Here is a 12,420-nt window from a genome sequence, read left to right on the forward strand (position 1 = left end):
CATGCGCAGTATCCCGGTACTGGACCCGGACACCGTGGAGTCGCTGCTGACGGCGGCCGCGGCGGCCCCGTCCATCCACAACACGCAGCCCTGGCGTTTCCGCATGGACGCCGACAGCGGACTGCTGGAGGTCCATGCGGTCCGCCCCGGGAGCAGACACCCCGTACGGCATCCCCGTCACCGCCCTCGGACCACCTGACGCGGGCCGAAGGATGCCGATGCGAGACTTCACCGCCGCACTGCCCGGCCCGCGCCTGCCCGGCTGCGCGCCGGGCAGGCCCTGCAGTACGTCCTGCTCACGGCCACCGCCCACGGGCTGCGCACCTCGCTCCTGCACCAGGCCATGGAGTGGCCCGACCTGCGTGCCGCGACGGCCCTCCCGCGACACAAGCGGTGCCAGCCACACATACTGATCCGGTTCGGCTACGGCCCTGACGGCGCCCGCACCCAGCGAGCACCGGGGCACGGCGGTGTCCGTCCCGCAGCATCGCCCCCAACCGGGACCGAACTGAGCTGACGGCTGCGGTCCCTGACCAAGCATGTGCCGGCGGCCGGAGTCTCGCGTCGCGGGGCCGTTCGGCCTCTGCGGGAGACGGCCCGCTGTGGCCGTCGTGGGCCGTCTCCGCGTCGTCCTCCCCGCCGAGAAGAGGCCGTATGGCCCGTGGAACGGGGACCGGTCAACCCTCCTCTCGTACAGGCCGGCGGCGCACGGTTGACGAAACGGAGGAGAAGTAGGCGAAGGAGCCGTGATGCAGACCCGGGAAGTCGATGCCCCAGCCGTTCAGGCCCTGCTCGCCGCGGGGGTGGCGGCGCCGTCGATCCACAACACCCAGCCCTGGCGGTTCGGCCTGGACCCGGACAGCAGGTCGATCCTGGTCCATGTCGACCGGGGACGTGGACTGCCGATAGCCGATCCCCAGCGGCGCACCCAGTACCTGTCGGTGGGCGCGGCCGTCTTCAACATCCGGGTGGCCGCGGAGCACCTGGGCTGGCATCCCCTTGTCCGGCTGCTTCCCACCGCGGACGATCCGGATCTGCTGGCCACGGTGCAACTGACCAGAACAACCGCGGGCGTGCGGCCCTCCCTGCGTGTGCTGTACGAGGCGGTCGAGCGGCGCCACACGAGCCGGATGCCCTTCACCGGCCGCCCGGTGCCGGACCCGATCGTCTCCGAGATGATCAGCTCGGCCCGGGCCGAGGGCGCGCACCTGGATGTCCCCGACATCATGGCGACCCGGCGCCTGCTGCGCCTGACGGCGGCGGCCGAGGCCCGCAACGCCGCCCACCCCGCCCGCGCGGCCGAGGCCCGTACGTGGATCACCGCCCCGGGCGCGGACGCCGCCTACGGCATTCCCCTCACAGCCTTGGGCCCGCGGGACGCGTCCGGGCGGATGCCGGTGCGGGACTTCACCGGTGCGCTGCCCGTGCCGCAGCTGCCCGCCCTGCGCTTCGAACGCCATGCCCAGGCGGCCCTGCTGTGGACGTCCCACGACGGGCAGGAGGACTGGCTGCGCGCGGGGCAGGCGTTGCAGCGCGTGCTGCTGACGACGACCGTGCACGGGGTACGGACCTCGATGCTGCACCAGGCCATGGAGTGGCCGGACCTGCGGGATGCGATGGCCGGATCGAGGCAGCGGTGCCACCCGCAGCTGCTGATCCGCTTCGGGTACGGCCCGGAGGGCGCGCGTACGCCCCGCGCGCCGGCAAACCTTGAATGACTCCGCGCTGTCAGCACGCTCCAGTGTCTGCGCGGCGGGCGTTGCGGTCTGCGACAGGAGTCCCGCGGTCGCTACGGACGGTGCCTCACCGGGTGCCGGGCGTTCCCTTGAGTTCGCGTCCGGTGACCATCTCGGACTCGATCCGCACGAACACCGGGTCCTGCAGGGGCATCCAGGAGCTGGGGCCTGCCTGCGACAGCCGTTCGTGCTCGGCGGGATCGGTCACCACGGTGGCCTGTCCCGTAACGACCACGCTCCAGCCCGACCGGGAGGCCGCATCGAACTCGTCCGCCTCGAAGGCGATCACCACGCCGTCGATGGCGCGCACCAGGTCCGAGTCCGGAGAGGTGCACAGCAGGACGGAGGCGTCGGCGTCCAGGGAGAAGTTGATGGGCAGGACCGCAGGCAGGGCTTGCCGGGTGTAGACCACACGGCCGACCGGCACCTTGGCGAGCAGGCGCAGGCACTCCTGTCGGTCGAGGGCGCGAAAGGCGTCGTTCTGGAACATCAGCCCATCGTCCCCGCGACCGCAGCGAGGGGGTAGGGCCGACCGGCCCTACCCCCTGCACATGCCCGGACCGCCGTGCAGCGGCTGTTTCGCAGCGGCGGCGAGGGCAACCTGAGAGACGGGGCCGTGGGAGGGACGGCCGGGTCCGAACCCCGGGCCCGTCCGGCCCCCGGCAGGGACTGATGGCCCATGCCGTCGGCGCGTCCGCATGCGGACAGTGGTTACGGGACGCCGCCTGGCAGGCAAACAGCCTGCCAGGCGGCGTGTGATCCCGGTGGCGCAGTACCACCCATGCAGAGGAAAGGGACGGACACCATGGTCCAGCCGTTGAAGTCGAAGAGTGGCAGCTCACCGTCAGCTGCTCCGGTGCCCCGCCAGGCATGGCTGATGCTGGCGCTGGCCACGGTCGGTTTCGCCGTGAACTTCTGGGCATGGGCGCTGCTGAGCCCTCTTGGCCCCCGGTTCAAGGACAGCCTCGATCTCTCGTCGTTCGAGCAGTCACTGCTGGTGGCGGTGCCGGTCGTGGTCGGCTCACTGGGCCGCATCCCGGTCGGCGCGCTGACCGACCGGTTCGGCGGCAGGATCATGTTCCCGATCGTGTCGGCCGTCACCATCGTTCCGGTGCTCTTCCTCGGCCTGGCCGGACACTCCTCCCTCCCCGCCCTGCTGATCGGCGGCTTCTTCCTCGGCATCGGTGGAACCGCCTTCGCCGTCGGCGTTCCCCTCGTCAACGCCTGGTTCCCGCCCGAGCGGCGCGGCCTTGCCATCGGCGTGTTCGGCGCCGGCATGGGCGGCACCGCGATCAGCGCCCTGACCACAGTGAAGCTGGTCGACGCCAACAGCATGGTGACTCCCTTCCTGATCACCGCCGCGGTGCTCGCCGTGTACGCCGTGGCCGCCGCGCTGCTGCTGCGCGACGCACCCGGACGCACCGTCCCGACCGAGCCGCTGGCCCGCCGGCTGGCCGCCACCATGAAGCTGCCCATCACCTGGCAGGCGTCCGCGCTGTACGCGGTGGCCTTCGGCGGCTACGTGGCCTTCTCCGTCTACCTGCCCACCTACCTCAAGACCGGCTACGGCCTCACCCAGGCCGACGCCGCCAACCGCATGGCAGGCTTCGTGCTCCTCGCGGTGGCGATGCGGCCGATGGGCGGCTGGCTGTCCGACCGCCTCGGCCCGGTCCGTGTACTCGCCGGCTCGCTGGCCGTGGTCGTCGCCGGGGCAGTCGCGCAGTCCTTCACCCCGGCCCTGGCACCGGTCGGCACCATCGCCTTCCTCGCCATGGCCGCCGCGCTCGGCGCGGGCAGCGGAGCGACCTTCGCCCTGGTCGCCCTCCTGACCCCGGCCAACCAGGTCGGCTCCGTCACCGGCGTCGTCGGCGCCGCGGGCGGCCTCGGCGGCTTCCTCCCGCCGCTGGTCATGGGCTCCCTGTACGGGACGTACGGGACGTACGCGGCGGGCCTCGCCCTGCTCGCGATCGTGGCCGCCGCCGCGCTGGCCTTCACCCTCACCGGTGTCCGCACCGCAGTCCAGGGTGACGACCGGGCTCCGCGCACCGGCCGTGGACGCCGGCACCGCACCGCCCAGACCACCGTGTGACACCACGCAGCCGAGAACCACAGACCGAACAGGAAGGGAGGGGCAGCGGTGTGCGAGTACTGCGGATGCCAGGCGCTGGAAACCATCGACGAACTGACCCAGGAGCACGACAGGGTCGTCACCCTCATCAGCCAGGTACGCGACGCCCGGCGTGACGGCGCGATCGCCCGGATGGCCGAGCTCGCCCGCGAGATCACCTCCGTGCTCGGCCCCCACACCCGGGTGGAGGAGCACGGACTGTTCCCGGCCCTGGCCGGGGACTTCCCCGAGCAGATCGCCGCGCTGGAGGACGAGCACCGCCGCATCGAAGCGGTGCTGGCCGAGGCGGACGGCCCGTTCCTGACCGACCCCACCTGGCCGGACCGGCTCATCGAGACCCTCGCTCTGCTGCGCGAGCACATCCTCAAGGAGCAGGACGGCGTCTTCCCGGCCGCGCTCGCCAACCTCGACACCGAACAGTGGGAAGCGGTCGAGAAGGCACGCGCAGAGGCAGGCAGCACCCTGTCCCGGCCAGCTGCCTGACGGTTTCCCCCACTCCCCACCCGCAGCGGACCAGCCGCTGCACCCGGCCCGTCCGAGCTCATGTGCCCGGACGGGCGGTCCGGGTTTGACGTGTCTCAGGCGTGGTCGTTCGGAACGCGGGTAGCCGCTTCGGCGCGCAGACGATCTCCACCGGTCGTGCTTTGCACGATCGAAGGCGTGGCTGTTGACCACTCGGGGGACGGCAGTCGTATGGTCGTTGCGGCCGGACTCGATCACGACTCGAACGGGCCAGCATGCCCGGGGCGGAGTGGCACCGTGAGCACGGAAACCAGCAAGGCACGAGCGGGCATGGACGGCGAGTTGGCGGAGGCGCTGGTACGCAGCCGCCGCTTCTTCACCAAAGCCGGAGTCTCTGAAGACCTCCGCTCGCTGCACAAGCGGGGCGGCCGGCAGGCGGACGAGTTCTACCGGGACCGCTGGTCGCACGACAAGGTGGTCCGCTCCACACATGGCGTGAACTGCACCGGCTCGTGCTCGTGGAAGGTGTACGTCAAGGACGGCATCATCACCTGGGAGGCCCAGCAGACCGACTACCCGTCGGTTGGCCCGGACCGTCCCGAGTACGAGCCGCGCGGCTGCCCGCGCGGAGCGGCGTTCTCCTGGTACACGTACTCACCCACCCGGGTGCGCTACCCGTACGTGCGGGGCGTGCTGCTGCAGATGTACCGGGAGGCCAAGCAGAGGCTGGGCGATCCGGTGGCGGCCTGGGCGGACATCGTCTCCGACCCCGAGCGCGCCCGCCGCTACAAGAAGGCGCGCGGCAAGGGCGGCCTGGTGCGGGCAAGCTGGGACGAGGCGATCGAGATGGTCGCCGCCGCCCACGTGCACACGATCAAGGAGTACGGGCCGGACCGCCTCGCAGGCTTTTCCCCGATCCCGGCGATGTCGATGGTCTCGCACGCGGCCGGCGCCCGCTTCTACTCGCTGCTGGGCGGGGCGATGCTGTCGTTCTACGACTGGTACGCCGACCTGCCGGTGGCCTCCCCGCAGATGTTCGGCGACCAGACCGACGTACCGGAGTCGGGGGACTGGTGGGACGCCGGCTATCTGATCATGTGGGGCTCGAACCTGCCGGTTACCCGTACCCCGGACGCGCACTGGATGGCGGAGGCCCGTTACCGTGGCCAGAAGGTCGTCGCCGTGTCGCCCGACTACGCGGACAACGTGAAGTTCGCCGACGAGTGGCTCGCCGCCCAGCCCGGCACCGACGGAGCCCTGGCGATGGCCATGGGGCACGTGATCCTCAAGGAGTTCTTCGTCGACCGGGCCACGCCGTACTTCACCGACTACGTCAAGCAGTACACCGACCTGCCCTTCCTGGTCACCCTCGACGAGGTGGAGCGGGAGCCGGGCACGTACCGGCCGGGCAAGTTCCTGACCGCCGCCGATCTCGGGGGCGAGCACGCCACGGCCGAGCATGCGGAGTTCCGGACCGTGCTGCTGGACGCGGCCACGGGGCAGCCGGTGGTGCCGAACGGCACGCTCGGCGACCGCTACGGCGAGGCGGGTGCCGGGAAGTGGAACCTGGACCTCGGCGACACCCGGCCCCTGCTGTCCGCCGAGGGCGGTGAGGAGGTGCCGGTCGCCGTCGAACTGCCCCGCTTCGACGCCCCTGACGGCAGCGCGGGAACGTTGCGGCGCGGCGTCCCCGTGCACCGGGTCGCCGGGCGCCTCGTGACGACCGTCTATGACCTGCTGCTGGCCCAGTACGGGGTGGCCCGCGACGGTCTGCCCGGCCAGTGGCCCACCGGCTACGACGACGCGACCGAGCCGTACACCCCGGCCTGGCAGGCGGCGATCACCGGAGTGGACGCGGGCAAGGCGGCCCGGATCGCGCGGGAGTTCGCGGCCAACGCCGAGGAGTCCCGCGGCCGCTCGATGATCATCATGGGGGCCGGGACCAACCACTGGTTCCACTCCGACACGATCTACCGCGCGTTTCTCACCCTGACGACGCTGACCGGCTGTCAAGGCGTCAACGGCGGCGGCTGGGCCCATTACGTGGGTCAGGAGAAGGTCCGCCCGATCACCGGCTACTCGGCGATCGCGACCGCCGCGGACTGGAACCGTCCGGCCCGGCTGATGATCCAGACCGCCTACTGGTACCTGCACAGCGGCCAGTTCCGCTACGACCCGTTCTCCGCCGACACCCTCGCGGCGGCCGGCGCGGGAGGCCCCTTCGCCGGGAAGTCCACGGCGGACGTGATCGCGCAGTCGGCGCGGATGGGCTGGATGCCGTCCTATCCGACGTTCAACCGCAACCCGCTGGACCTGGCCGACGAGGCAGAGGCAGGGGGCCGCCCGGTAGCCGAGCACATCGTCGACGAACTCAAGGCGGGGCGGCTGGCGTTCGCGGGTGAGGACCCGGACGCGCCCGAGAACTTCCCGCGGGTACTGACCGTGTGGCGGGCCAACCTGCTGGGCTCCTCCGCCAAGGGCAACGAGTACTTCCTCAAGCACCTGCTGGGCACCGACTCCTCCGTCCGCGCCACCGAGGCCCCGCCGGACGCCCGACCGAGGGATGTGGTGTGGCGGGAGGAGGCCCCGGAGGGCAAGCTCGACCTGCTGCTGACCCTGGACTTCCGGATGACCAGCACCACGGTCTTCTCCGATGTGGTGCTGCCGGCCGCGACCTGGTACGAGAAGCACGACCTGTCGAGTACGGACATGCACCCGTTCGTGCATGCCTTCAATCCGGCGATCGCGCCGCCGTGGCAGACCCGCACCGACTGGGACGCCTTCCACACCCTGGCCAAGGAGTTCAGCCGCCAGGCCGTCGGCCATCTCGGCGTCCGCAAGGATGTGGTGGCGGCCCCGCTGCTGCACGACACCCCGGACGAGCTGGCTACTCCGCACGGCCGGGTGCGCGACTGGAAGGCGGGGGAGTGCGAGCCGGTGCCCGGCCGCACCATGCCCAAGCTGATCACCGTTGAACGCGACTACGGTGCCGTGGCCGAGAAGATGGCCGCGCTCGGCCCGCTGCTGGACAGCCTGGGCGCCACCACCAAGGGCGTCACGTTCAAGGTGGAGCGCGAGCTGGAGTACCTGCGGCACAAGAACGGCACCGTGCGCGGAGGCGTTGCGGACGGACGGCCCTCGATCGCCAGGGACGTGCACGCCTGCGAGGCGATCCTCGCCATGTCCGGCACTACCAACGGCCATCTGGCCACGCAGGGCTTCCACGCCCTCGAAGCCCGTACCGGTCGGCAGTTGGCGGACCTGGCCGCCGAGCACGAGGGCAAACAGATCACCTTCGCCGACACGCAGGCCGCCCCCGTACCCGTCATCACCAGCCCCGAGTGGTCCGGCTCGGAGACAGGCGGCCGTCGCTACTCGCCGTTCACCGTCAACGTCGAGCGCCTCAAGCCCTGGCACACCCTCACCGGCCGCCAGCACTTCTACCTCGACCACGACTGGATGACCGCGCTCGGCGAGCAACTCCCGGTCTACCGGCCCCCATTGAACATGGACGCACTGTTCGACGAACCGCGCCTGGGGGAGGTCGGAGAACTGGGCGTGACAGTCCGCTATCTCACCCCGCACAACAAGTGGTCCATCCACTCCGAGTACCAGGACAACCTGTTCATGCTCTCCCTGTCCCGGGGCGGGCCGACGATCTGGATGAGCACGCAGGACGCGGCCAAGGTCGGTGTCAAGGACAACGACTGGGTCGAGGCGGTGAACCGCAACGGCGTGGTCGCCGCCCGCGCGGTCGTCTCGCACCGGATGCCGGAGGGCACCGTCTACATGCACCACGCCCAGGACCGTCTCATCGACGTCCCCCGCACCGAGACCTCCGGCCGGCGCGGCGGAATCCACAACTCCCTGACCCGCCTGCTGATCAAGCCCAGCCACCTCATCGGCGGCTACGCCCAGTTGTCGTACGCCTTCAATTACCTCGGCCCGACCGGCAACCAGCGCGACGAGGTCACCGTCATCCGCCGCCGCGCGAACCAGGAGGTGACGTACTGATGCGCGTGATGGCCCAGATGGCGATGGTGATGAACCTCGACAAGTGCATCGGCTGCCACACCTGCTCGGTCACCTGCAAACAGGCGTGGACCAACCGCACCGGCGTCGAATATGTCTGGTTCAACAACGTCGAGACCCGCCCCGGGCAGGGCTATCCGCGCCGCTACGAGGACCAGGAGACGTGGCGCGGCGGCTGGGAGCTGAACAAGCGGGGCAACCTCGCGCTGAAGGCCGGTGGCCGGTTCAAGAAGCTGATCCAGATCTTCTCCAACCCGGTGCTGCCGTCCCTCGACGACTACTACGAGCCCTGGACCTACGACTACGAGACCCTGACGAACGCCCCGCTGCAGGACCACACCCCGGTCGCCCGCCCCAAGTCCCTGATCTCGGGGAAGGACATGAAGATCTCCTGGTCGGCGAACTGGGACGACGACCTCGGCGGATCGGCCGCGACGAGCGAGCGGGACGTCCTGCTGAACGAGGTCTCCGAGAAGATCAAGTTCGAGTTCGAGCAGACCTTCATGTTCTACCTGCCGCGCATCTGCGAGCACTGCCTCAACCCGTCCTGCGCGGCCTCCTGCCCATCCGGCGCGATCTACAAGCGCGAGGAGGACGGCATCGTCCTCGTCGACCAGGACCGCTGCCGCGGCTGGCGGATGTGCGTGACCGGATGCCCGTACAAGAAGGTCTACTTCAACCACCGCACCGGCAAGGCCGAGAAGTGCACCTTCTGCTTCCCGCGGGTCGAGGTCGGTCTGCCCACCGTCTGCTCCGAGACCTGCGTCGGACGGCTGCGCTACATCGGCCTCGTCCTCTACGACGCCGACAAGGTGCTGGAAGCGGCCTCCACCCCCGACGACACCGGCTTGTACGAGGCCCAGCGGCAGGTCTTCCTCGACCCGGACGATCCCGCCGTCGTACGGGAGGCGGAGCGGGCGGGCATCCCACGGGACTGGATCGAAGCGGCGCAGCGTTCCCCGATCCACGCCCTGATCAACACCTACAAGGTGGCCCTGCCGCTGCACCCGGAGTACCGGACGATGCCCATGGTCTGGTACATCCCGCCGCTGTCCCCGGTCGTCGACGCGGTCCGCGACACCGGCCAGGACGCCGAGGACCACCACAACCTCTTCGCCGCCGTCGACGCCCTGCGCATCCCCGTCGACTACCTCGCCCAGCTGTTCACCGCGGGCGACCCCGCCCCGGTCGACCGCGTGCTGCGGCGGCTGGCCGCGATGCGCTCGTACATGCGGGACATCAACCTCGGCCGGGAACCGAACGACACCATCCCCAAGTCGGTCGGCATGTCCGGCGAGCAGCTCTACGACATGTACCGGCTGCTGGCGCTGGCCAAGTACGACGAGCGGTACGTCATCCCGCCCGCCCATGCCGAACAGGCGCACAAGCTGGAGGAGCTGGCCACGGAGTGCAGCCTGAACTACGAGGGCGGCCCCGGCATGGGCGGCTCCGGACCGTTCGGGGAGACCTCCGGCGGCGCGGCGCCCATCGCGGTGGAGAACTTCCACGCCCTGCGCGACCGGCAAACCTCTGACACCCCGGCCACGCCGGACGACAAGGCCACTCGCGTCAACCTCCTCAACTGGGACGGCAAGGGCTCCCCGCCCGGCCTGTTCCCGGAGAAACCGTCAGCCAACGGCGACGGCAGCATCGACCGTGGTGGGGAGGTCGAGCCGAAGCCATGAACATCCTCAAGAAAAAGGCCGCACGTACGGCCGGTACCGAGCCCTGGCATCCCTACGCCTGGCAGGCCCAGTCCCTGCTGCTCGCCTACCCCGACGAGCAGTTCGCCCAGCGCCTGGCCCTGGCCGGCCATGTTGCTTCCACCCTGCCGGAACCGGTCGCCCACCCCCTGCTCCGCTTCACCACACACGCCGAGCAGACCACGCCCGCCGACCTGGCCACTGCCTACGTCGCCACCTTCGACCACCGCAAACGCTGCTGCCCGTACCTGACGTACTACGCGCACGGCGACACCCGCAAGCGCGGCCTCGGCCTGCTGCGGCTGAAGCAGACCTACACCGCGGCGGGCTGGCGTCTGGCCGACGACGAGCTGCCCGATCACCTCGCCGTCGTCCTCGAGTTCGCCGCCACCGACCCGGGCGCGGGGGCGCGGCTGCTCACTGAACACCGGGCCGGCCTGGAGCTGTTGCGCCTGGCTCTGAACGACGACGGCTCACCCTGGGCCCTTGTGCTGGACTCCGTCTCGGCCACCCTTCCCGCCCTCGCGGGCGACGACCGCGAAGCCGTCGCCCGCCTCGCCGCCCAGGGGCCGCCCGAGGAACAGGTCGGTCTCGACCCGTACGCATCCCCTGTGTTCCTGCCCGACCCCGTCGTAGGAGGTCCCCGATGACCGCGCCGGCACAGCCCCTGACCCTGGCGGCGGAGGCCGGCACCGGGGGCATCCTGCTGTGGGTCGCCCTGCCCTACGTGTGCCTCGCCGTCTTCGTCCTGGGCCACGTCTGGCGTTACCGCTATGACAAATTCGGCTGGACCACCCGCTCCTCCCAGCTGTACGAGAACCGGCTGCTGCGCATCGGCAGCCCGCTGTTCCACTTCGGCATCCTCGTCGTCCTCATCGGCCACATCGGCGGCCTGGTCATCCCCAAGAGCTGGACCGAGGCAGCCGGGATCAGCGAGCACACGTACCACATCGGCGCGGTCGTCCTCGGCACCATCGCGGGCGCCGCCACGCTCGGCGGGCTGGCCATCCTGATCTACCGGCGCCGCACCGTCGGCCCGGTGTTCTCCGCCACCACCCGCAACGACAAGGCCATGTACGTCTCCCTGACCGTGACCATCGTGCTCGGCCTGGCCGCCACGGTGGCTGCGAACGTCGTCGGCGGCGGCTACGACTACCGCGAGACCATCTCCCCGTGGTTCCGCTCCATCTTCTACTTCCAGCCCGACCCGGATCTGATGACCGGCGCCCCGGTGCTGTTCCAGCTCCACGCGATCAGTGCCCTGCTGCTGTTCGCCGCCTGGCCGTTCACGCGACTCGTGCACATGCTCACCGCACCGCTGGGCTACCTGACCCGCCCCTACATCGTCTACCGCAGCCGGGATACCCGCCTCGGTGCCCGCCCACCGCGCCGCGGCTGGGAACGCGTGGGGTGACGAGCGGCCGGTCCCACCACCGCCGACGGGACTTTAGGGGATCTCCGGCTCTCTGACCGGGGAGCGGGAACTGACCGCCCATGGCCATGCCGACGGCCCGGCTGCTGAGCCGGGCCGTGCGGATGACAGGTTCGGGGTCGGGCCCTACCAGTGGCCGAGGACCTTCAGCCACAGGGCGCCCACGCCCATCCAGATGACGATGTTGGCGAGCGCAGTGGCCAGGCGGGTGCGCCACCATTCGGCGAGGGTGACGTAGCCGGCGCCGAAGTGGAGGGGGGCCGGGCCGGAGGCGTAGCTGGTGAGGCCGCCGTACAGGGAGCTGATGAAGCCCAGCACGAGGGCGGCCATCACCGGAGGCGCCCCGGTGGCGACGGCGGCTGCGGGGAAGGCGGCGTACATCGCGGCCCCGTGCGCGGTGTTGGAGGCGAACAGGTAGTAGTTTCATCGCCCACTCTCTGGACAGGGCTCGACCCCGCTCCCCGCGCGCTGCGGCGCCGGAAGGGGGCGAGCGTTCCCCTCCACGGTCGGGGACACAAGTGGTGCGTGGGATCGGGCGTTCGGCCTCAGGAGTTAGGCCCACCGGCCCCATTGGCAGGGCCGGTACAGCCCCCGGGCACACCCACCGCCCGCGCGGCGCCTGTCCGTTCGGCACGGGACCCGGTCTGTCCGTCCTCGGTCGCCGCCGCGGGCTGCCTTCCTGAGCGCCCTGACTGCCCCACCACGAGGCTCAGACATCCGCCTGCGCGGGGAGGGGGACCGTCCATTCCACGATGGTGCCGGTGGGATCGTTCGGCGTGAGGGTGCAGCTGCCGCCGAGGTCGGTGGCGCGCCGGCGGAGGTTGTCCAGGCCGCTGCGGCGGGTGACGGCCGGGTCGATGCCCCTGCCGTTGTCGGCGACGCGCAGGTGGAGCCGTGTGCCGTCCGTCTCGGCGGTGACCTCGACGG

The 12,420-nt window shown here is 70.8% G+C and carries 11 protein-coding genes; 8 read left to right on the forward strand and 3 right to left on the reverse strand.

What is annotated here, in order from left to right:
- Position 1 precedes the first annotated feature (1 nt).
- Both N4P33_RS07505 and N4P33_RS07515 read left to right on the forward strand, forming a co-directional pair.
- Positions 2-199: a nitroreductase family protein gene (locus N4P33_RS07505; protein ID WP_260825517.1), complete on the forward strand. Its 198-nt coding sequence runs from the start codon at positions 2-4 to the stop codon at positions 197-199.
- Between the two features lie 550 nt (positions 200-749).
- The gene (locus tag N4P33_RS07515) at positions 750-1,718 is read left to right on the forward strand and encodes an Acg family FMN-binding oxidoreductase (protein WP_260825518.1); all 969 of its coding nucleotides are present in this window, start codon (positions 750-752) and stop codon (positions 1,716-1,718) included.
- Between the two features lie 85 nt (positions 1,719-1,803).
- On the opposite strand, the gene N4P33_RS07520 is transcribed toward N4P33_RS07515, so the two are convergent.
- The gene (locus tag N4P33_RS07520; protein ID WP_260825519.1) at positions 1,804-2,226 is read right to left on the reverse strand and encodes a pyridoxamine 5'-phosphate oxidase family protein; all 423 of its coding nucleotides are present in this window, start codon (positions 2,224-2,226) and stop codon (positions 1,804-1,806) included.
- A 387-nt stretch (positions 2,227-2,613) separates the two neighbouring features.
- On the opposite strand from N4P33_RS07520, the gene N4P33_RS07525 reads away from it, so the two are divergent.
- The 6 genes from N4P33_RS07525 (at position 2,614) to narI (ending at position 11,475) form a co-directional block, all read left to right on the forward strand.
- Entirely contained in the window at positions 2,614-3,825 is a 1,212-nt protein-coding gene (locus N4P33_RS07525) for an MFS transporter (RefSeq protein ID WP_260825524.1), read from the forward strand.
- A gap of 48 nt (positions 3,826-3,873) precedes the next feature.
- Positions 3,874-4,347 carry a hemerythrin domain-containing protein gene (locus N4P33_RS07530; RefSeq protein WP_260825520.1) on the forward strand — a complete coding sequence of 158 codons (474 nt, stop codon included), beginning with the start codon at positions 3,874-3,876 and terminating at the stop codon, positions 4,345-4,347.
- A 309-nt stretch (positions 4,348-4,656) separates the two neighbouring features.
- The gene (locus N4P33_RS07535; protein WP_260825525.1) at positions 4,657-8,340 is read left to right on the forward strand and encodes a nitrate reductase subunit alpha; all 3,684 of its coding nucleotides are present in this window, start codon (positions 4,657-4,659) and stop codon (positions 8,338-8,340) included.
- The gene (gene narH / locus N4P33_RS07540; protein ID WP_260825521.1) at positions 8,340-10,043 is read left to right on the forward strand and encodes a nitrate reductase subunit beta; all 1,704 of its coding nucleotides are present in this window, start codon (positions 8,340-8,342) and stop codon (positions 10,041-10,043) included. Before N4P33_RS07535 ends, narH begins: the two co-directional genes overlap by 1 nt.
- On the forward strand, positions 10,040-10,711 hold the full coding sequence (gene narJ / locus N4P33_RS07545; protein ID WP_260825522.1) for a nitrate reductase molybdenum cofactor assembly chaperone: 672 nt from the start codon (positions 10,040-10,042) through the stop codon (positions 10,709-10,711). The genes narH and narJ overlap by 4 nt, the downstream gene beginning before the upstream one ends.
- Positions 10,708-11,475 carry a respiratory nitrate reductase subunit gamma gene (gene narI / locus N4P33_RS07550; RefSeq protein WP_260825523.1) on the forward strand — a complete coding sequence of 256 codons (768 nt, stop codon included), beginning with the start codon at positions 10,708-10,710 and terminating at the stop codon, positions 11,473-11,475. The genes narJ and narI overlap by 4 nt, the downstream gene beginning before the upstream one ends.
- A gap of 144 nt (positions 11,476-11,619) precedes the next feature.
- On the opposite strand, the gene N4P33_RS07555 is transcribed toward narI, so the two are convergent.
- Together N4P33_RS07555 and N4P33_RS07560 are read right to left on the reverse strand one after the other, a co-directional pair.
- Positions 11,620-11,907 (reverse strand): anion permease, encoded by a 288-nt coding sequence (locus tag N4P33_RS07555; RefSeq protein ID WP_260825526.1) that lies wholly within the window; start codon positions 11,905-11,907, stop codon positions 11,620-11,622.
- Positions 11,908-12,202: 295 nt separating this feature from the next.
- Positions 12,203-12,420: ATP-binding protein (locus N4P33_RS07560; RefSeq protein ID WP_399028920.1), on the reverse strand; the 218-nt coding region annotated here is incomplete at its 5' end.

It is taken from the genome of Streptomyces sp. 15-116A (assembly GCF_025290915.1).
In the GTDB taxonomy this organism is placed as follows: domain Bacteria; phylum Actinomycetota; class Actinomycetes; order Streptomycetales; family Streptomycetaceae; genus Streptomyces.